An 18,813-nucleotide genomic window follows, 5' to 3' on the forward strand; every position below is an offset into this window, starting at 1 on the left:
TATCGCGGCGGGCCGAAGAAAATGGTTCAATGAACCAGAGAGAAAACCCCAAACCCGCTCCGATTCCCCTGTTTATATTGGTGGTCCCGGAGGGACTCGAACCCCCAACCGTCCCCTTAGGAGGGGGCTGCTCTATCCAGTTGAGCCACGGGACCGCCACGTTCTTCTATCGCGGCTCGGGTTCGGCAAGGCAAGCCCGGGCGGGAAATTTCCGCGCTTGAGGGTGGGGGGCAGAGTGCGGGGGCCCATCACGACGTGCTCTGGTCAGGTCTTCGAACAGGTGCCGAGGACGCCCAACAGGTAGACCGTGCTCGCGGGCTCCGAGGGGGGAGGCTTGGACGCGTGCGGCCTCGGGATCGGCGGGCCTTGGCTGTGGGCGCTATCATCTGCACCGTCAAGGCTTTGACACCGGCTCGACCGACGTTCTACAAAGATGGAATATGAGGTCTCGGAGCCGGCCCTCGTGCATTGCCGCTCCGACTAGGGAGCCAGTGGCATGTCCAATCCGCGTCAGAACGACAATCGCAGGCCCCTGACCTTGCGCGATGTTTCCGAAGCCTGCGGCGTCAGCGAAATGACCGTCAGCCGCGTGCTGCGCAACCGCGAGGATGTCTCGCCGGCCACGCGTGAAAAGGTCCTCGCCGCCGCGCGCACCTTGGGCTACGTGCCCAACAAGATCGCCGGCGGACTGGCTTCGCAGCAGGTGAACCTCGTCGCGGTAATCGTGCCGTCCCTGTCCAACATGGTTTTCCCGGAGGTGCTCGGTGGGGTTTCCGCCGCGCTGGAGGACAGCGGGCTGCAGCCGGTGTTCGGCGTGACCAATTACTCGGCCGAGAAAGAGGAGAATGTCCTCTACGAGATGCTGTCCTGGCGTCCCTCGGGCGTGATCATCGCCGGGCTGGAACATACCGAGGCCGCGCGCGCCATGCTGGAGAACGCCGGCATCCCGATTGTCGAGATCATGGATTCCGATGGTGAGCCGATTGACTCGGTCGTTGGTATCTCGCATCGCGCGGCCGGTCGGCAGATGGCCGATGCCATCGTCAAGGCGGGCTACAAGCGCATCGGCTTCCTCGGCACCAAGATGGCCGACGACCACCGGGCGCGCAAACGTCTGGAGGGCCTGACCGAGGGTCTGGCCGAGCATGGCATCGAACTGGCGGATACCGAATTCTACTCGGGCGGCTCGGCGCTGAAAAAGGGGCGTGAGCTGACCGAGGCGATCCTGACCCGGACGCCGGACCTCGATTTCCTCTATTATTCGAACGACATGATCGGGGCGGGGGGGCTGCTGTACTGCCTGGAGAAGGGCTACGACATCCCCGGCCAGCTGGGGCTTGCGGGCTTCAACGGCACGGATTTCCTCGACGGTCTGCCGATGCAACTGGCCACAATCGACGCCTGCCGCCGCGAGATCGGCGAGCGTGCGGCCGCGATCATCGCCGGCAAGGGCTTCGACGATGGCCTGATCGGCGGACACCGGATCGAGCTGACCCCGAGGTTGGAGCCGGGCGACACGATCCGCGGCTGACAGATCCCGGCAGGCACAGGAAAGGCGCGTCCCCCCAAGGGGCGCGCCTTTTGCATGGGCACCAGCGCCCGGGCCTTCGGACAAAAGGGAACCCCCGGGCGCTGGCCCGGGGGTTCGGCTTTCTCGCGGATGAGGAGAGGATCAGCCGCGGTAGAATTCGGGATAGGCTTCCATCCCCAGCTCGGCCTTGTCGAGACCCATGATCTCGTCTTCTTCCGAGGGGCGCAGGCCCATGGTGACCTTCAGGACCATCCACACGATCGCCGAGACCACGAAGACGAAGACGCCCACGATGATGATCGACATGATCTGACCGTAGAAGGTCGCGTCCGGGTTGGTGAACAGGACGGCGATGGTGCCGTAGATACCGCAGACGAGGTGCACCGGGATGGCGCCGACCACGTCGTCGATCTTCAACTTGTCCAGCATCGGCACGGCCAGCACGACCAGGATGCCACCGAAGGCGCCGATCAGGGTTGCAGCACCCAGACCCGGGGTCAGCGGCTCGGCGGTGATCGAGACCAGACCGGCAAGGGCGCCGTTCAGGACCATGGTCAGGTCGGCCTTCTTGTACAGGATCTGCGTCAGGATCAGCGCGGCGATCGCACCACCGGCAGCAGCGGTGTTGGTGTTGGCGAAGATGCGCGAGATGTCAGCAACGTTGGCAGCGGTGTCCATGTACAGCTGCGAAGCGCCGTTGAAACCGAACCAGCCGAGCCACAGGATGAACGTACCCAGGGTGGCAAGGGTCAGGTTCGAGCCGGGCATCGGGTTGACGCGGCCGTCCTTGTACTTGCCGATACGCGGGCCGAGGATCAGAGCGCCAGCGAGAGCCGCCCAGCCACCGACCGAGTGCACGACGGTCGAGCCGGCGAAGTCGAGGAAGCCGTAATCGGCGTCAAGGAAGCCACCGCCCCATTTCCACGAAGCCTGGATCGGGTAGATGAAGCCGGTCAGGACGATCGTGAAGATCAGGAACGGCCACAGCTTGATGCGCTCGGCCAGGGTGCCCGAGACGATCGAGGCGGTCGTGGCGCAGAACATCAGCTGGAAGAAGAAGTCCGAGCCGACCGAGGCGTAGGTCAGGTCGGTTTCGGTGTCGGCCAAGCCAACCGGCTCGAGGCCCGTCAGCGCGAAGGCGCCGATCACGCCGTCGACGGTCCAGGCGTCGCCCGGGTACATCAGGTTGTAGCCAACGAGGTAGTAGAGGATCGCGGCCAGGGCGAAGAGCGCGATGTTCTTCAGCGACTGCATGGCGACGTTCTTCGAACGCACGAGGCCGGCCTCGAGCATCGCAAAGCCCGCGGCCATCCACATCACCAGGAAGCCGCCGATCAGGAACAGCAGGGTGTTGAAGATGTAACCGACTTCGATCATCGGCGGGGTCACGTCAGCCTCGACGGCTTCGACGACGGCCTCGGCGACCGCCGTTTCCTGGGCGTAGAGCGTCAGCGGCACGATTGCCGCCATCGCTGCCAGGGGGAGGATTTTCTTCAGGTTCATATCGTTGTGTCCCTTTTCCCTGCCTATCAGAGCGCGTCGTCGCCGGCTTCGCCGGTGCGCACACGCGTCGCTTGTTCCAGATCCAGCACGAAGATCTTGCCGTCGCCGATCTTGCCGGTGCGCGCGGTGCGCGAGAGGGTCTCGACGACCTGCTCGGCCAGGCTGTCCGGCACGGCGATTTCCAGTTTCACCTTCGGAACGAAGTTCACGGCGTATTCCGCGCCGCGATAGATTTCCGTGTGACCCGACTGCGTGCCGAAGCCCTTGATCTCGGTGACCATCAGGCCGCGAACGCCGATGGTGGTCAGCGCCTCGCGGACCTCCTCCAGCTTGAACGGCTTGATTGCTGCAATGATGTACTTCACGTGTGCCCCCTTATTGCGGTCCCAGCAGCGCCCGGCTTGGGGCGCCTCCTGCGCTCATACCGCTCAGAAAACGGGCCATGCGCAACGAATCCGCAGGCGGTAAACCGCCGTGAATCCGGCATTGCTGCCTAAAAAATGAACAAATGAGCATCTGTGGTGAATTTTTAAGCGCATCACGAAGGCGAATCGCGGCGTTCCGAGGCCCTGACAAGCCTTGGGCGCGGCTGTATGGTAACCGCCGAAGAAAGACGTGGCAGACGGGCAGTATCGCGCATGGCATCCAAGGGCACTCGGCGTCCCCCCCTCGTGGCGGACCGTCGCAACACGGTGACGCGTGCGTCATCGGGCGGTCGTGATTCCGGTCGGGGACGCTCTGGCGGCGGCGGTGGGCGCAAGCCGCCGAAGCGGGCGCCGAAGAAGGGCAACTTCCTGACCCGCTTCATCGGCGGCCTGTTTCGCTGGACCTTCCGCCTGATCTGGGGCGTGTTCTGGCGTGTCACCGCCGTGGGCATCACGGTGATGGCCGTGGCGACGCTGTATTTCTACTCGACCCTGCCCGAGAACGTGAACGAGTTGCTGGACGGCCGCGCGCGCGGCTCGGTCACCATGCGCGACGCGGATGGCGAGGTCTTCGCCTGGCGCGGCGAGACCTTTGGCGGCTACACCCATGCCTCGGAAGTGTCCGAACATCTGCGCAATGCGGTCGTTGCCTCGGAAGACCGGCGATTCTATTGGCACTTCGGGGTCAGCCCGCGCGGTATTGCCGGGGCCATCGCCAACAACATCGCTGCCGGGCGCGGGGCGTTCCGGGGCTCGGGCGGCTCGACGATCACCCAGCAGGTGGCGAAGCTGCTCTGTCTGGGGCGTGAATTCGACCCTGACCAATGGGAAACCGAGGCCGATTACGAGGCCGATTGCCGCGAAGGCACGGTCTGGCGGAAGATTCAGGAGCTGCCCTATGCCTTCGCGCTGGAGCTGCACTATTCCAAGGACGACATCCTCTCGATCTACCTGAACCGCGCCTTCCTCGGTGCGGGCGCCCGTGGGTTCGAGGCCGCGTCCGAGCGTTATTTCGGCCATTCCGCCAGCGAGCTTGATGCCCCCGAGGCGGCGATGCTGGCCGGCCTTCTGCCCGCGCCCAGCTATTACGCGCCGACCCGCAACCTGCAGCGCGCGCAGGATCGCGCCGCGACGGTGCTGGGGCTGATGCACGATCAGGGCTACCTGACCGATGCCGCCTTTGCCGAGGCTCGCGCCAATCCGGCCACCCTGCACGGGGCCGCGGACAGCCATGTCGGCGGGTTCTTTGCGGATTGGGTGATGAACACCGGCCCCGCCTATCTGACCCGCGACACGACCGAAGATGTGATGATCCAGACGACGCTGGACCCCCGCATTCAGCGCGCCGCCGAGGAGGCCGTCCGCACCGTCTTTGCCGACCGTGTGCGCGAGGGGTCGACCGCCGAAGCCGCCGTGGTGGTGATGTCGGCCGATGGCGCGGTGCGCGGCATGGTCGGCGGGCGAAGTTATACCGTCGGCGGCTTCAACCGCGCGACGATGGCCGAGCGGCAGACCGGATCGGCCTTCAAGCCCTTCGTCTATGCCTTGGCGATGGACGACGGCTACATGCCCTACGACCTTGTCGAGGACGCGCCGCTGACGATCAACGTGCCGGGCTCGGGCCCGTGGACGCCGCGGAACTATACCAACAACTTCCTCGGCATGATGACCTTGGCCGAGGCCTTGGCCCGGTCGCAGAACATCCCGGCGGTGCGGATCTCGGAAGCGATGGGGCGCGAGCGGGTGCGTCGCGCCGCCAACGCCTTCGGTCTGGCCTCGGATCTGGCCGAGGGGCCGGCGCTGGCGCTGGGGGCCTCCGAGGCGACGCTGATCAACATGACGGCGGCCTATGCGGGCATCCTCAACGGCGGCAGTGCCGTGCGGCCTTATGGCTTCACCTCGCTGACGCTGGCCGGCGAGACGACGCCGCTGATGACCATCGGTTCGGGGATTGGCGAGCGGGTGATCTCGGAAGAAGCCGCCGAGCGGTTGGTCTGGATGATGAGCCAGGTGATCGACGCCGATTACGGCACCGGCCGTCGCGCGCGTCTGCCGGACGGACGGCAGGCGGCGGGCAAGACGGGGACGACCACCTCGGCCCGCGATGCCTGGTTCGTGGGCTTCACCGCCGATTACGTCGTCGGCGTCTGGATGGGCAACGATGACAACTCGCCGCTGACCGGGGTGTCCGGTGGCGGCCTGCCGGCCGAGATCTGGCGCGAAACGATGGTGCGGGTGAATCAGGGCATGCCGCTGCATCCCCTGCCGATGCTGGTGCCGCAGGCCCCGGCGCTGGAGCCGCCCAGCACGCGCGGCACGCCCGGCGGGAGCACCGGCGGCGGCGGTAACCTTGGCGATGCGGTTATGGGCATCCTGAACGGCATCCTCGGGAACTGACCGCAGGACCGATACGCCAAACGAGAAAGGGCGCCCCTCGCGGAGCGCCCTTTTCCTATCGCTGGTGCCGGGGATCAGCCGGCTTGGCCGAGGTCCTGGATCAGACGGTTGATGTCGCCGCCCCGACGCTCCAGCATCGTGCCGATCTCCTGCCGTTCGGCCGCGAGGACGTTCACGCCATCGATGATGATGTTGACGAAGCGCACGGCGCCCGAGCGGTCCGAGACATGCCAACGCACCTCGAACGGGGCTTCGTTGCGCATGGTCATCGTCGACGAGACTTCCCACAGCGATCGCACCTCGGACGCGCCCGTCACCTGCGCCGTCGCACCGGCGAAGCGGCGGAACTGGCGGCCGTATTTCCGCGCGAGATAGCTCTGGAACGCTTGGGTGAAGCTGTTCAACTGCCCGGCCGAGGCCGAACGGGCCGGCGGGCCAAGCGCCGAGCGGGCGATGATCGCCACATCGGCATAGCGGGCGAACAGATCCTCGAACCGGGCGATCATCCGCGATTCCGAGGCGCCCGAGTTGATGATGTCCTGCACGTCGGCCATCACCTGCTGGATCAGCGACGAGGCCTGCGATTGGGTCAGGGCAAGGCCCCGTCCGGGCAGCATCGGCAGCGCGGCGGCGGCAGCGAGGCCGGCCAGCAGCTGTCGGCGGCTCGGCTTAGAAATCGGCATAGGGGTCAATGAACTCATCCTCCGCTTCGACGCCCAGATGATAGCGCCGGGTCTGGAGGTAGAGAAGGCGCGCCTGAGCATAGGGATCGGCGGTGTTGATCACGTTTGCGTCGAGAAGGTCGGAATATTCCGACGCCACGGCGACCCGTCCGGCCAGTCGCGCGGCGGTGCTGTAGCTCAGCTCGGGCTGCGGCAGGACGAAGCGCAGCGGGTTGAGGGCGACATCCACCACCATCCCGAAGGCGTCACGCTCGGTCGAGGGGCCGGCAACCGGCAGGACCACATAGGCGCCTTCGCCCACGCCCCAGCGGTGCAGCGTCTCGCCGAAATCGCTGGTACGGCCGTGCAGGCCCATGTGGCCGGCCGGATCGAACAGCCCACCCAGCCCGATCGTGGTGTTGACGACCAGCCGCAAGGTATTCTCCGCGGCGCGGTCCGGGCGCAGCTGCAGAAGGTCGTTCAATACGGTCGACGGAATGCCAAGGTTCGAGCCGAAATTGCCGACAATGCGACGGAAAGTTCCCGGCTGGCGCGCCGGCGTCGGGGCTGTGGCGTCGGCATCAAGCGCGGCATCATCGGTCGCCGCTTCCGAGCGGTCACGATCCCCCGTCACGGCGCCCATCAGGGCCATATTATTGTTGAACCACGCGCGGTTGGTCGATTCGTAGGGATCGTAGGTGCCGCTCGGTGCCGGGGCGCCTGCGCAACCGGCCAAGGCCAGCAAACCCGCAACGGCCAGCAGTCCGAGGCCCGTCCTGGGGAGCGATTTCCGCGTCAGAAACCCTGCCATCGCACTGTCCTTCCCTGGTCGCATTTACCGAATGCCAACACCTCGGTTCATAGGGTGGTTTAAAAGGGGAATGTAACAAGGGCAAGCATGCGGGGCATGTGCGCCTGCGGGCACTCCCAGGTATGGGGTGCAAGATGCCGTATCGTATCACGGCGGGAAACTGGACAGCGAAGACCCGCGGTTTGTGGGTCGCAGCCATCGGATTCGGGGCGGTTTCGAACCTTCTGGTTCTGACCGGGCCGATCTTCATGCTGCAAGTCTACGACCGGGTATTGACCGGCCGCTCGACCGCGACGCTGTTCGTGCTTTTCGCGCTGGTGGCCTTCCTTTACGCGATGATGGCGGGGGTCGATACCGCCCGGGCGCAGGTACTGTCCCGCGTCGGCGGTCGCGCCCGCCATGAGCTGGAGCAACGCGTGTTTGATGCCGCGCTGCGCGCCCGCCTGCGCGATCCCCCCGATCCCCGCGCGTCTCTGGCGATGCAGGATCTGGACATGGTGCAGCGCGTGCTGGGCTCCAGCGTGGCGCAGAGCCTGCTGGACCTGCCCTGGACGGCCGCCTTCCTCGTTTTGCTGTATTTCGTGCATCCCCTGCTGGGCTGGTTGGCCGTGGCGGGCGGGGTGACACTGGCCCTGATGGCGGTGTCCGGCCACCTGCAACAACGACGTCAGCTCAGCGATGCGCGCTACAAGGGCTCGGCTGCGGACCATCTGCAGGCCGCGATTGAGCATGAGGGCGGTGACCGTGTCGCCGCCCTGACGCCCGATGTGTTCGACCGCTGGCGGCAGTATCGGCATGAGGCCCTCTCGGCCCTTCTGCGCACCTCCGACCGGTCGGTGCGGTCGACATCGCTGGCGCGTACCTTCCGTCTGTTCCTACAATCGGCCTCCCTGGCGCTTGGCGCCTGGCTGGTGTTGAACAACCAACTCTCCCCCGGCCTGATGGTCGGCGCCTCGATCCTGCTGGGCCGTGCGCTGGCCCCGGTGGAACAGCTCGCCGCCCATTGGGGAACGTTGCATGTGGCCTTCACCGGCTGGCGGCGGCTGGATGCCTTCCTGCGCGCGACCGGCGCCCCGATCGAGCCGACATTGGGCGAGGTCGGTGGATCGCTGAATGTGCGTGGCCTGATTGTCGTGCCCCAAGGGCGGCGCGAAGCGGTGCTTCGGTTGAACGGTTTCGCGGTGCCGCCGGGCACGGCCTTGGGCGTGATCGGCTCGGGCGGCGCGGGCAAGAGTTTGTTCGCACGGGTCCTCGCGGGTTCGGTCCCGCCGTCGGCTGGCACGCTGCGGTTGGGCGAGGTTCCGCTTGCCCGGGTGCCGAGCAAGCGCATCGGCTATCTGCCGCAACGATTCACGCTGCTGCCGGGCACGCTGGCGGAGGCAATCTCGCGCCACGATCCGGATGCCACGCCCGAGAAGGTCGAAGCCGCCGCCCGGCTGGCCGGGGTGCATAGCGCGATCCTCGCGCTTCCGGACGGATATCGTACCTCAACGGAACCCGAAGCCGCGCATCTGCCCGGCGGCATGATGCAGCGGATCGGGCTGGCCCGGGCCTATTATAACGACCCGGCGCTGGTCATTCTGGATGAGCCCTCGGCCAATCTGGATGCCGACGGGATCTCGGCCTTCAACGCGGCGGTGCGGGCTCTGAAGGCGCGCGGGGCCGTGGTGGTGGTGACGGCGCTGAGGCCGACCTCGGTTGCCGAATGCGACGATCTTCTGGTCATCGACAACGGGGTTCAGACCGGCTTCGGGCCGCGCGAGATCATTCTGCGGGAAATGGTGCGCAACCACATGGCCGTGGTCAGCACCGGCAGCGGGAGGGGAGGCTGATGCCCGAGGTTCGCGAACTCTCGGCCCGGGGACCGGCAGCGCTGGGATTGACGGCCTGCGCGGTGCTGGCTCTCGGGCTGATCGGCTGGGCGGCGCGTGCGGCCATCGTCTCGGCCGTCGTGGCCTCGGGCGAGGTGGATGTCAGCGCCTTCCGGCACCCTGTCCAGCACCCCGATGGTGGCGTCGTCAGCGAAGTCTATGTGACCGAGGGGCAGCATGTCGAAGCGGGGGAGGTTGTGATCCGCCTCGATGGTCGCGCGGTTCAGACCGAGCTTGATTTCATCGAGGCTCAGATCGTTGAGGGGCAGGCGCGACAGGTGCGCTTGCAGGCGGAACGGGACGGTCTTGATTTCCCGCCGCTGGAACTCGATGCGATGCAGGACCGCCGGCGCGTTCGGGCACTGGGCGCACAGTTGCGGCTGTTCGATGCCCGGCGCGAGACGTTCGAAAGGCAACAGGCGCAGCTGGTGCAACGGCGCCGGCAGGCCGAGGCCGAGCTGGAAGGATTGATTGCCCAGCGGAATGAGATGGACGCGGAAATGGGCATCCTGCGTGAGGAATTGGACAACCAGATGGAGCTGCGCAGCCGGGGACTGACCGTCTCCAGCCGCGTCAGCGAGATGGCGCGCGATTACGCCCGGTTGCAAGGCTCGCGGGCGGCGCTGCTGGCACGAAATTCAGAGCTTCGCGGTCAGGTGACCGAGATTGCGCTTCAGACCGAGACCCTGCGCGCCACCCGGCGCGAGGAGGCAGAGGAGCGCTATGCCGATACCGGCTTGCAGCTGATTGAACTGCGGGCACGCCGGGCGTCGCTGCGGGCACGCTTGGAAGCTTTGGAACTGCGCGCGCCGGCGGCCGGGGTGGTTCATGCGTTGTCCCTGCCGGCGCCGGAGACCGTGTTGCGCGCGGCGCAGGAGGTGATGCAGATCATCGCCCCGCCACCGGCACCGATCCTCAGTGTCCGGGTCAGCCCTGACGAAATCGACCATGTCGAGCTTGGGCAGCCCGCCTTCCTGCGCTTTCCGGGCCTCGCCGCGCGCAATCTGCCGGATCTGCCGGGCCGGGTGACCAATATCTCGGCCGCGACGATCGCGGATGAGCAGACGGGCACGCGCCACTTCCGCGTACAGATCATCCCGACGGCCGAGACGCTGGACATCGTCGGGCGCGATGAGCTTGTGCCGGGCATGTCCGTGCAGGCCTTCATTGCCACCGGGGAGCGCACGCCCTTGGCCTATCTGATTGATCCGATCCGCGACCATTTCGCCCGCGCCCTACGTGAACCTTGAGGCAACGGGCTGGAACGAAAGGATATTCCTCGCGGGCGTAACAGCGCACATGCGCGTCCTCCACGGATCAGGCGGGCTGTTTTCCGGATCACGAGGGCTTTCCGGGAGGAGCCAAACGTGATTAGTTCGCGCGCGAAACGAGGGCCATGTCGGCCCGTCGCGACAGGAGTTATCCCATGAGCCAAGATATCGATGCCCGCCTCGCGGAACTGGGCCATACGCTGCCCGACGCCCCGGCACCGGCGGCGAATTACGTCCCTTGGGTGATCAGCGGCAACCAGGTCTTTGTCTCGGGCCAAGTGAGCCAGAATGCGGGCGGCTTGATCAAGGGCAAGCTGGGCGCCGACCTCTCGACCGAGCAGGGCGCCGAGGCCGCGCAGGCCTGCGCGCTTTCGCTGCTGGCGCAATGCAAGGCCGCGCTGGGCGGGGATTGGTCGAAGCTGAAGCGCGTGGTGAAGCTGACCGGCTTCGTCAACTGCACCCCCGATTTCCACGACCAGCCCAAGGTCATCAACGGCGCCTCGGACTTCCTGGTGACCGTGCTGGGCGACGCCGGTCGTCACGCCCGTTCTGCCGTCGGCGCCCCGTCGCTGCCGCTGGGCGTCGCGGTCGAAATCGAAGCGATCTTCGAGCTCGCCTGATGCGCGTCCCCCTGCATCCGGATTTCCTGCGCCTGCCGGTGGCGCATCGGGCCCTGCATGATGCGGGGGCCCGCCGGCCCGAGAACTCGCTGCCCGCCATCCGGGCCGCGATCCGCGAGGGCTATGCGATCGAGATCGACCTTCAGCCCAGCGCTGACGGGGAGGCGATGGTGTTCCACGATGACGTGCTGGACCGCCTGACCTATGAGACCGGGCCGATCAACGCCCGGACCAAGGACGAGCTGCAACGCATCCGCGTGCGCTCGTCCGCGGAGCCGATCCCGACCTTCCGGCAGGTGCTGGACGAAGTGGCGGGGCAGGTGCCGCTCTTGGTGGAGATCAAGGACCAATCCGGCAACATGGGGCCGACCAACGGTCTGTTGGAAGCGGCCACCGCGGCCGCGCTGCAGGGCTACGGCGGGCCGGTGGCGGTGATGTCGTTCAACCCCTCGTCGGTCGAGCACATGCAGCGCCTTGCGCCGCAGATCGCGCGGGGTCTGACGACTTATCCCTTCCCGCGCGACCATTTCCCTGAGGATATCGGCCCCGAGATGGAGGCGCATCGCCAGTCGCTGGCGGCGATCGCCGATTACGACCATGTCGGGGCGAGCTTTATCTCGCATCTGTGGCGTGATCTCGACAACCCGCGCGTGGCCGAGTTGAAGGCCCAGGGCGCGGCGATCCTGTGCTGGACCATTCGTTCGGCCGAGGACGAGGCACAGGCCCGGCAGGTGGCGGAGAATGTCACCTTCGAGGGCTACATGGCCGACCGGACCTGATTTGCGCGGCGGCGGGGGTTGACCCTCGCCGCCGTTCGCCCAGCTTGGTGGGGGCCAAGACCACAGGAAGAGATTGTGGATATCACCCTCGTCGACACGATCCGCGAGATCCCCGCTGCCGAATGGGACGCGCTCGGCGGCCCGTCGCAGCCGCGTCCGCGCGATCCTTTCACCACCCATCGCTTCCTGCTGGCGCTGGAGCAATCCGGCTCGGTCGGTCCCGGCACCGGCTGGGAGGCGAAGCATCTGCTGATCCGGCAGGACGGCCGGCTGCTGGCCGCGATGCCGCTCTATGCCAAGTCGCATAGTCAGGGCGAATACATCTTCGACCATGCCTTCGCCGATGCCTGGCACCGCGCGGGCGGGCGTTATTACCCCAAGCTGCAATCCGCGGTGCCCTTCACCCCGGCGACCGGCCCGCGCCTTCTGGGCCCGGAGGAGCTGCAACCGATCCTGCTGCGCGCGCTGGCCGAGGTGACGCGGTCCAACGACCTGTCCTCGGCCCATGTGACCTTCTGCACGGCAGAGGAAGCCGCGCTGGGCGTCGAGGAGGGGTTTCTGCACCGGGTGACGCAGCAGTTCCACTGGCAGGATGACGGCTACGGCGATTTCGACGGCTTCCTCGGCGCGCTGTCCTCGCGCAAGCGCAAGACCATCCGGCGGGAGAGGGCGCAGGCGCAGGGTTTCGGCGGCACGATCCATGCGCTGACCGGTGCCGATCTGCAGCCCGACCATTGGGACGCCTTCTGGCACTTCTATCAGGACACCGGCAGCCGCAAATGGGGCAGCCCCTATCTGACGCGGGCGTTCTTCGACCTCGTGCACGACAGCATGGCCGAGGACATCCTGCTGGTGCTGGCCGAGCGGGAGGGCCGCTGGGTTGCCGGCGCGCTCAATTTCATCGGCGCCGACACGCTGTTCGGCCGCTATTGGGGCTGTGTCGAGGATCACCCCTGCCTGCATTTCGAGCTGTGCTATTATCAGGCCATCGATTGGGCGCTGGCGAACGGGCTGTCGCGGGTCGAGGCCGGGGCGCAGGGCGAGCACAAGCTGGCGCGCGGATACCTGCCGGCCGAGGTGCATTCGCTGCATTTCTTCCCGGACACGCGTTTCCAGTCGGCGGTCGAGGACTACCTGAGGGCCGAGACCGCCGCTGTGGGCGACGAGATGCGCTACCTCGAGGCCTATGCCCCGTTCCGTCGCGGTGCGCTGGAGCAGGGGCGCCCCGCCGGCGCGCAGGAGGAGGAGAGCGAATGATCCGGTTCTACACCAATCCCCGATCCCGCGGGGCCATCGTGCGATGGATGCTGGAAGAGGTCGGCCAGCCCTACGAGACCCAGATCCTCGACTACGGCACGACGATGAAAGCGCCGGAGTATCTGGCCCTCAACCCGATGGGCAAGGTGCCGGCGATCGTACATGACGGCGTCGTGGTGACCGAGGGCGCGGCGATCTGCACCTATCTGGCCGAAACCTTCCCCGAGGCCGGTCTGGCCCCGACGGCGACTGAGCGTGGCGCCTATTACCGCTGGATGTTCTTCGGCGCCGGCCCGGTCGAGGCCGCGGTGACTAACAAGGCCCTGGGCGTGCAGGTCCCGCCCGAACGCAAGGGCGCGGTCGGTTATGGCAGCCTCGAGGAGGTCGTCGCGACGCTGGAGGGACGGCTGGCAGACAGCGCCTATTTCGCCGGGGATCGCTTCACGGCGGTCGATGTCTACACCGGCTCGCAGATCGGCTGGGGGATGATGTTCGGCACCCTCCCCAAGATCGCGGCCTTCACCGACTACTGGGACCGCCTCAAGGATCGCCCGGCCCGCTTGGCCGCCGTGGAGAAGGACAGCTGATGGCCCGCCCATTGAAACTGACGGGCGCTGCCCGCGACGAAGCTCTGGCGGAGCTGACGGCCGCGGGCTGGACCCATGACGACGCCAAGGACCGGATCAGCAAGAGCTTCCGGTTCAAGGATTTCAGCGCGGCCTGGGGCTTCATGTCCCGCGCGGCGCTGGCGGCCGAGGTGCTGGATCACCATCCCGATTGGTCGAACAGCTGGAACAAGGTCGAGGTCTCTTTGACCACACATGACGCCAAGGGCCTGACCGAGCTGGACCTGAAGTTGGCGCAGGCAATGGACCAGATCGTGGGCGCCTGAGGGGCGCCGGCGGTTGCCCTTATCCTCGACGGGCCCGCCGTCTGCGCTAATTGGCCCTGCGGGAGGCTGGTAACGCAGGAAGGGCGCCGATGACTTTCTCTGATTTCCTGTCGATGCAGATCGCCGAGGGCGTGACCATCGGCGATGTGCTGACCGTGGATTTCCTCGCCTCGATCCTCGGCAATGTCGTCTCGGCTGTGGCGATCCTGTTCCTCGGCTTCCTCGTCGGGCGCTGGGCTTCGCACCGGATCCGCAAACTCGGCGAGAAGCACCACAAGCTCGACACCACGCTGTTCAACTTCCTCGGGTCGATCAGCCGCTATGCGATCCTCGCCTTCACGGTGATCTTCGTCCTCAACCGGTTCGGCTTGGAAACGACCTCGCTCGTGGCGGCCATGGGCGCGGCCGGCCTCGCCATCGGCCTTGCGCTGCAGGGGACGCTGTCCAACGTGGCGGCCGGGGTGATGATCATCATCTTCCGCCCGATCAAGGTCGGGGATTTCGTCGAGATCGCCGATGAGATGGGGACGGTGAAGGACATCTCGCTCAATTTCACCGAGCTGGCGTCCTTGGGAAACACCCAGATCATCATCCCCAATTCCGAGGTCTGGGGGAACACGATCGAAAACTACTCGGCCTATCCCACCCGCCGGGCGGAATGGACCTTCGGCGTGTCCTACGACAGCGATCTGAAGCGGGCGGAGCAGGTGATCCTCGACACGATCATGGCCGACGAACGGTCGATGCCGGACCCCGAGCCCTTCATTCAGGTGAACAACCTCGGCGACAGCTCGGTCGATTTCCTCGTGCGGGTCTGGGTCGATTCTGAGGCCTACTTCACCTATCAGGCCGACATGAAGCGCCGGGTGAAAGAGGCGCTGGACGAGGCCGGGATCGAGATCCCCTTCCCCTATCGCACCTTGGTCATGGCCGGGGGCGAGGCGCCGGAACTGCGGCAGGCGGCGGAGTAAGCAAAAGGGCCGCCCCGGATCGGAGGCGGCCCCTGTGTGCATCGCGTAGGGTGGGATTTCATCCCACCGCCACGCCAATCCTCAGAGCGCGTCGACCATCGCTTCGCCGCCCGAGATCTCGCAGCCTTTGCCGGTCTCGGGGTGGTAGACCTTCACCACGCCATCCTCGACCATCATCGCATAGCGCTTCGAGCGGCCCTTCAGCCCCACGGGGGCGGCGTCAAAGCCCAGACCCAGCTTCTCGGTGAACTCGCCCATGCCGTCGGCCAGCATGGTGATGCCGGCCTCGGTCGCGCCGGTGGCCTCGCCCCAGGTCTTCATCACGAAGGCGTCGTTCACGGACACGCAGACCACCTCGTCCACGCCCTTGCCCTTCAGCGCCTCCATGCTGCGCACGAAGGACGGCACATGCGCCGAGTGGCAGGTGGGCGTGAAGGCGCCCGGCACGGCGAAGATCACCACCTTGCGGCCGGCGGTCAGGTCCTTGACCGACACGGCCTCGGGACCTTCGGCGCCGATCTTCTGCAAGCTGGCTTCGGGCAGGCTGTCACCGACGGAAATGGACATGGGCGTCTCCTCTGGGTAAGTCGTTCGGGCGGGGATATATCTCTGCGGGGCGCAGCATCCAGTGCGGCGTCGGGGAAGACAAGACGGGAGGACGTCCATGGCAGGTATTGTCATCATCGGGGCAGGGCAGGCGGGGTCGTCGCTGGCAGCGAAACTGCGCAATCTGGGCTACGAGGGGACGATCACGCTGCTGGGTGACGAACCCGCGCCCCCCTATCAGCGCCCACCGCTGTCGAAGAAATACCTGCTGGGCGAGATGGACCTCGAGCGTCTCTACCTGCGCTCGGACGCCTTCTACGCCGATCAGAAGATCACCCTGCGCACCGACGCCAAGGTCACGGCCATCGACCCGGCCGCCAAGCAGATCCGGCTGGGCGACGAGGTGCTGTCCTATGATCAGCTCGCCCTGACCACCGGCTCCGAACCGCGCCGCTTGCCCGCCGCCATCGGCGGCCATCTGGAGGGCGTGTTCGGCGTCCGCAGACTGTCCGACATCGACGCCATGGCGCCCTACTTCTCCGCCGGTAAGCGCCTGCTGGTCGTTGGCGGCGGCTATATCGGGCTCGAAGCGGCGGCGGTGGCCGCGCTGAAGGGCCTCAAGGTTACGCTGATCGAAGCCGCGCCGCGCATCCTTGGCCGTGTCGCCGCGCCCGAGACCGCCGATTACATGCGCAGCCTGCATGCCTCGCACGGGGTCGAGATCCGCGAAGGGCTGGGCCTGACCCGTCTGACGGGCGAGACCCATGTCGACGGCGCCGATCTGGCAGACGGCAGCCATATCGACGTGGATTTCGCCATCGTCGGCATCGGCATCGCGCCCGAATCCGCGCTGGCCGAGGCCGCCGGGCTGACCCTCGACAACGGCATTGCCACCGATGACTTCGGCCGCACCTCGGACCCCGCGATCTGGGCCGCGGGCGATTGCGCCAGCTTCGTGTATCGCGGCAGCCGCATCCGGTTGGAAAGCGTGCCCAACGCCATCGATCAGGCCGAGGCCGTCGCCGCCAACATGTTGGGCGCGAACAAACCCTATGTCGCGAAGCCGTGGTTCTGGTCCGACCAATACGACCTCAAATTGCAGATCGCGGGCCTGAACACCGGCTACGACCGGATCGTCGTGCGCGAGGCCGGCGCCGCCCGCAGCCATTGGTATTATCAGGGCGACACGCTGCTCGCGGTCGACGCGATGAACGACCCGCGCGGCTACATGGTTGGCAAGCGCCTGATCGAGGCCGGCAAATCGCCCGATCCCGCGGCCATCTCCGATCCCGCGACCGAGCTGAAGTCGCTGCTCTGATGCGGATCGTCGGCGGCACGTCACGCGGCCTGCAACTGGCCGAGGTCGGGGCAGGCGACCCTTCGGCCCATCTGCGTCCGACCTCGGACCGGGTGCGCGAGGCGCTGTTCAACATGCTCGCGCAGGGGAAATGGGGTGATCTGGTTTCGGGCCAGCGCGCGCTGGACCTCTTCGCCGGGACGGGCGCCTTGGGGCTCGAGGCCCTCTCGCGCGGCGCCACGCAGGTCACCTTGGTCGATGACGGCGCCGCCGCCCGCGCGCTCATTCGCACCAATATCGAGAAGATGCGCGCGATGGGCACGACCCGCCTCTATCGCCGCGACGCCACGGACCTCGGCCCCAATCGCGGGCCGGGTTTCGGGCTGGTGTTCCTTGATCCGCCCTATGGCAAGGGCTTGGGCGAAAAGGCGCTGGCTTCGGCGCGCGACAATGACTGGCTCGCCCCGCAAGCCACGATCGTCTGGGAGGAGAACGCCCCCCAAGGCGCCCCCGCCGGCTTCGAGACGCTGGATCAGCGCCGCTATGGCGAGACATGGATCACGATCCTGCGCGCGCCCTGATCTTTCATTCTGCCCTAAATACGCCCTGCCAACGCCGCCACCCGCGACATGGCAGGGCAGGGGCCCCGCGACATGGCAGGGCAGGGGCCCCGCGACTCAAAAGCCACAGCCCCCGCGCCAAGCGCCCGGAATCCCCACCGTTTTTCTGGACCTGTCGCCCCGCGCCGGTTATCCTCGGCCCAAACGGGGCGACATGATCCCGACGAGCAGAGGCATCCATGGCATTTCCTGAGCGGTTTTCGAACCTGCCGGAGTACGCATTTCCGCGTTTGCGCGCACTCCTCGACCCCCTGCAGCCGGGGGGCGAACCCCTCGCCATGACCATTGGCGAGCCGCGTCATGCCATGCCGTCTTTCGTGGCGGATGTGCTGGCCGCGAATATCGGCGGTTTCGCGAAATACCCGACGAACGAGGGCAATCAACCGTTGCTCGACGCCATTTCTGGCTGGCTGAAGCGCCGCTATGGTGTTGATATCGCGACCAATCGTCTGATGACGCTCAACGGCACCCGCGAGGGGCTGTTCAACGCTGCCGTCGCCCTCTCGCCTGAGAAGAAGAACGGCGCGACCCCGGTCATCCTGACGCCGAACCCGTTCTATCAGGTCTATGCCATCGCCGCCGTGACCGTCGGGGCCGAGCCCGTCTATGTCCCCGCCACCGCCGCGACCGGCCATCTGCCGGACTACGCCTCGCTGCCGCCGGCGCTGCTGGACCGGGTGACCATCGCCTATGTCTGCTCGCCCGCGAACCCGCAGGGCGCTGTGGCCAGCCGCGACTATTGGGCGGAACTGCTGGCTCTGGCCGAAAAGCACGACTTCCGCGTCTTCGCCGACGAATGCTATTCCGAGATCTACCGCGACGCGCCCCCGCCGGGCGTGCTGGAAGTCGCGGCGCAGCTGGGCACCGACCCTGAGCGCGTCGTTTCCTTCCACTCGCTGTCCAAACGTTCGAACCTGCCCGGCCTGCGCTCGGGCTTCGTGGCGGCCGGTCCGCAATCCGCCAAGGCCATGCGCCAGCTGCGCGCCTATGCCGGCGCGCCGCTGCCTGAGCCCCTGCAAGCCGTCGCTGCCGCTGCGTGGAACGACGAGGCGCATGTGATTGAGAGCCGCGCGCTCTATCAGGAAAAGTACCGCATCGCGGATGAGGTCTTCGCCGGCCTCAACGCCTATGCCCCGCCCGAAGCGGGGTTCTTCCTGTGGCTGCCGGTCGCCGATGGCGAGGCTGCCACCGTCAAGCTGTGGCAGGAGACCGGGCTGCGCGTGCTGCCGGGCGCCTACCTGTCGCGCGATACCGCCGAGGGCAATCCGGGCAAGGGCTACATCCGTGTCGCGCTGGTCGCCACGGCCGAGGAAACCCGTCACGGTCTGCGCCTTCTGCGCAACTGTCTGTATTCGTGAGG

Annotated in this window: 18 protein-coding genes and 1 tRNA gene; 13 read left to right on the forward strand and 6 right to left on the reverse strand. The window is 66.7% G+C overall.

Going from position 1 to position 18,813, the window contains the following annotated elements; translation table 11 throughout:
- Positions 1 to 78: 78 nt before the first annotated feature.
- Positions 79 to 155: transfer RNA gene (locus BCY78_RS23005), tRNA-Arg, on the reverse strand.
- Positions 156 to 496: 341 nt separating this feature from the next.
- Between BCY78_RS23005 and BCY78_RS23010 the strand changes: the two genes are divergently transcribed.
- The gene (locus tag BCY78_RS23010; protein ID WP_068306510.1) at positions 497 to 1,531 is read left to right on the forward strand and encodes a LacI family DNA-binding transcriptional regulator; all 1,035 of its coding nucleotides are present in this window, start codon (positions 497 to 499) and stop codon (positions 1,529 to 1,531) included.
- Positions 1,532 to 1,672: 141 nt separating this feature from the next.
- Here BCY78_RS23010 and BCY78_RS23015 read toward each other — a convergent pair whose 3' ends face one another.
- Both BCY78_RS23015 and BCY78_RS23020 read right to left on the reverse strand, forming a co-directional pair.
- Complete coding sequence (locus BCY78_RS23015) at positions 1,673 to 3,034, reverse strand: ammonium transporter (RefSeq protein WP_068306512.1); 1,362 nt, start codon at positions 3,032 to 3,034, stop codon at positions 1,673 to 1,675.
- A gap of 26 nt (positions 3,035 to 3,060) precedes the next feature.
- A complete protein-coding gene (locus tag BCY78_RS23020) occupies positions 3,061 to 3,399 on the reverse strand; it encodes a P-II family nitrogen regulator (RefSeq protein WP_068306514.1) in 339 nt (112 codons plus the stop codon).
- A gap of 273 nt (positions 3,400 to 3,672) precedes the next feature.
- On the opposite strand from BCY78_RS23020, the gene BCY78_RS23025 reads away from it, so the two are divergent.
- Positions 3,673 to 5,856, forward strand: coding sequence for a transglycosylase domain-containing protein (locus BCY78_RS23025; RefSeq protein WP_083195260.1), 2,184 nt, complete (start codon positions 3,673 to 3,675; stop codon positions 5,854 to 5,856).
- A 74-nt stretch (positions 5,857 to 5,930) separates the two neighbouring features.
- Here BCY78_RS23025 and BCY78_RS23030 read toward each other — a convergent pair whose 3' ends face one another.
- Complete coding sequence (locus tag BCY78_RS23030; RefSeq protein WP_225295822.1) at positions 5,931 to 6,539, reverse strand: phospholipid-binding protein MlaC; 609 nt, start codon at positions 6,537 to 6,539, stop codon at positions 5,931 to 5,933.
- The gene (locus BCY78_RS23035) at positions 6,526 to 7,329 is read right to left on the reverse strand and encodes a VacJ family lipoprotein (RefSeq protein ID WP_068306519.1); all 804 of its coding nucleotides are present in this window, start codon (positions 7,327 to 7,329) and stop codon (positions 6,526 to 6,528) included. The genes BCY78_RS23030 and BCY78_RS23035 overlap by 14 nt, the downstream gene beginning before the upstream one ends.
- Positions 7,330 to 7,463: 134 nt before the next feature.
- Between BCY78_RS23035 and BCY78_RS23040 the strand changes: the two genes are divergently transcribed.
- The 8 genes from BCY78_RS23040 (at position 7,464) to BCY78_RS23075 (ending at position 14,990) form a co-directional block, all read left to right on the forward strand.
- The gene (locus BCY78_RS23040) at positions 7,464 to 9,161 is read left to right on the forward strand and encodes a type I secretion system permease/ATPase (RefSeq protein ID WP_158515992.1); all 1,698 of its coding nucleotides are present in this window, start codon (positions 7,464 to 7,466) and stop codon (positions 9,159 to 9,161) included.
- Complete coding sequence (locus tag BCY78_RS23045) at positions 9,161 to 10,450, forward strand: HlyD family type I secretion periplasmic adaptor subunit (RefSeq protein ID WP_068306523.1); 1,290 nt, start codon at positions 9,161 to 9,163, stop codon at positions 10,448 to 10,450. Before BCY78_RS23040 ends, BCY78_RS23045 begins: the two co-directional genes overlap by 1 nt.
- A 176-nt stretch (positions 10,451 to 10,626) precedes the next feature.
- Positions 10,627 to 11,091 (forward strand): RidA family protein, encoded by a 465-nt coding sequence (locus BCY78_RS23050; protein ID WP_068306525.1) that lies wholly within the window; start codon positions 10,627 to 10,629, stop codon positions 11,089 to 11,091.
- The gene (locus BCY78_RS23055; RefSeq protein ID WP_068306527.1) at positions 11,091 to 11,870 is read left to right on the forward strand and encodes a glycerophosphodiester phosphodiesterase family protein; all 780 of its coding nucleotides are present in this window, start codon (positions 11,091 to 11,093) and stop codon (positions 11,868 to 11,870) included. Before BCY78_RS23050 ends, BCY78_RS23055 begins: the two co-directional genes overlap by 1 nt.
- 75 nt (positions 11,871 to 11,945) lie before the next feature.
- Positions 11,946 to 13,127 (forward strand): GNAT family N-acetyltransferase, encoded by a 1,182-nt coding sequence (locus BCY78_RS23060; RefSeq protein WP_233499481.1) that lies wholly within the window; start codon positions 11,946 to 11,948, stop codon positions 13,125 to 13,127.
- Complete coding sequence (locus BCY78_RS23065; protein WP_068306529.1) at positions 13,124 to 13,714, forward strand: glutathione S-transferase family protein; 591 nt, start codon at positions 13,124 to 13,126, stop codon at positions 13,712 to 13,714. The genes BCY78_RS23060 and BCY78_RS23065 overlap by 4 nt, the downstream gene beginning before the upstream one ends.
- Entirely contained in the window at positions 13,714 to 14,019 is a 306-nt protein-coding gene (locus BCY78_RS23070; protein WP_068306531.1) for a 4a-hydroxytetrahydrobiopterin dehydratase, read from the forward strand. The genes BCY78_RS23065 and BCY78_RS23070 overlap by 1 nt, the downstream gene beginning before the upstream one ends.
- Positions 14,020 to 14,108: 89 nt before the next feature.
- Complete coding sequence (locus BCY78_RS23075) at positions 14,109 to 14,990, forward strand: mechanosensitive ion channel family protein (protein WP_068306533.1); 882 nt, start codon at positions 14,109 to 14,111, stop codon at positions 14,988 to 14,990.
- Positions 14,991 to 15,071: 81 nt separating this feature from the next.
- On the opposite strand, the gene BCY78_RS23080 is transcribed toward BCY78_RS23075, so the two are convergent.
- Positions 15,072 to 15,557, reverse strand: a complete 486-nt coding sequence (locus BCY78_RS23080; protein ID WP_068306535.1) for a peroxiredoxin — start codon at positions 15,555 to 15,557, stop codon at positions 15,072 to 15,074.
- 97 nt (positions 15,558 to 15,654) lie between these two features.
- On the opposite strand from BCY78_RS23080, the gene BCY78_RS23085 reads away from it, so the two are divergent.
- The 3 genes from BCY78_RS23085 (at position 15,655) to BCY78_RS23095 (ending at position 18,811) form a co-directional block, all read left to right on the forward strand.
- Positions 15,655 to 16,854, forward strand: coding sequence for an NAD(P)/FAD-dependent oxidoreductase (locus BCY78_RS23085; RefSeq protein WP_068306537.1), 1,200 nt, complete (start codon positions 15,655 to 15,657; stop codon positions 16,852 to 16,854).
- Complete coding sequence (rsmD, locus tag BCY78_RS23090) at positions 16,854 to 17,414, forward strand: 16S rRNA (guanine(966)-N(2))-methyltransferase RsmD (RefSeq protein ID WP_068306539.1); 561 nt, start codon at positions 16,854 to 16,856, stop codon at positions 17,412 to 17,414. The genes BCY78_RS23085 and rsmD overlap by 1 nt, the downstream gene beginning before the upstream one ends.
- A 218-nt stretch (positions 17,415 to 17,632) precedes the next feature.
- Entirely contained in the window at positions 17,633 to 18,811 is a 1,179-nt protein-coding gene (locus tag BCY78_RS23095) for an aminotransferase class I/II-fold pyridoxal phosphate-dependent enzyme (RefSeq protein ID WP_068306541.1), read from the forward strand.
- Positions 18,812 to 18,813: the final 2 nt, after the last annotated feature.

The sequence above is a fragment of the Pararhodobacter sp. CCB-MM2 genome (assembly GCF_001691415.1).
Lineage (GTDB): Bacteria > Pseudomonadota > Alphaproteobacteria > Rhodobacterales > Rhodobacteraceae > Pararhodobacter.

Bases quoted from the DNA above. Each gene is read 5' to 3' on its own strand.
- BCY78_RS23040 (WP_158515992.1), top strand. From the start codon at position 7,464: ATGCCGTATCGTATCACGGCGGGAAACTGGACAGCGAAGACCCGCGGT.
- BCY78_RS23055 (WP_068306527.1), top strand. From the start codon at position 11,091: ATGCGCGTCCCCCTGCATCCGGATTTCCTGCGCCTGCCGGTGGCGCAT.
- BCY78_RS23015 (WP_068306512.1), bottom strand. From the start codon at position 3,034: ATGAACCTGAAGAAAATCCTCCCCCTGGCAGCGATGGCGGCAATCGTG.
- BCY78_RS23025 (WP_083195260.1), top strand. From the start codon at position 3,673: ATGGCATCCAAGGGCACTCGGCGTCCCCCCCTCGTGGCGGACCGTCGC.
- BCY78_RS23065 (WP_068306529.1), top strand. From the start codon at position 13,124: ATGATCCGGTTCTACACCAATCCCCGATCCCGCGGGGCCATCGTGCGA.
- BCY78_RS23095 (WP_068306541.1), top strand. From the start codon at position 17,633: ATGGCATTTCCTGAGCGGTTTTCGAACCTGCCGGAGTACGCATTTCCG.
- BCY78_RS23075 (WP_068306533.1), top strand. From the start codon at position 14,109: ATGACTTTCTCTGATTTCCTGTCGATGCAGATCGCCGAGGGCGTGACC.
- BCY78_RS23045 (WP_068306523.1), top strand. From the start codon at position 9,161: ATGCCCGAGGTTCGCGAACTCTCGGCCCGGGGACCGGCAGCGCTGGGA.
- BCY78_RS23010 (WP_068306510.1), top strand. From the start codon at position 497: ATGTCCAATCCGCGTCAGAACGACAATCGCAGGCCCCTGACCTTGCGC.
- BCY78_RS23085 (WP_068306537.1), top strand. From the start codon at position 15,655: ATGGCAGGTATTGTCATCATCGGGGCAGGGCAGGCGGGGTCGTCGCTG.
- rsmD (WP_068306539.1), top strand. From the start codon at position 16,854: ATGCGGATCGTCGGCGGCACGTCACGCGGCCTGCAACTGGCCGAGGTC.
- BCY78_RS23035 (WP_068306519.1), bottom strand. From the start codon at position 7,329: ATGGCAGGGTTTCTGACGCGGAAATCGCTCCCCAGGACGGGCCTCGGA.
- BCY78_RS23050 (WP_068306525.1), top strand. From the start codon at position 10,627: ATGAGCCAAGATATCGATGCCCGCCTCGCGGAACTGGGCCATACGCTG.
- BCY78_RS23030 (WP_225295822.1), bottom strand. From the start codon at position 6,539: ATGCCGATTTCTAAGCCGAGCCGCCGACAGCTGCTGGCCGGCCTCGCT.
- BCY78_RS23070 (WP_068306531.1), top strand. From the start codon at position 13,714: ATGGCCCGCCCATTGAAACTGACGGGCGCTGCCCGCGACGAAGCTCTG.
- BCY78_RS23080 (WP_068306535.1), bottom strand. From the start codon at position 15,557: ATGTCCATTTCCGTCGGTGACAGCCTGCCCGAAGCCAGCTTGCAGAAG.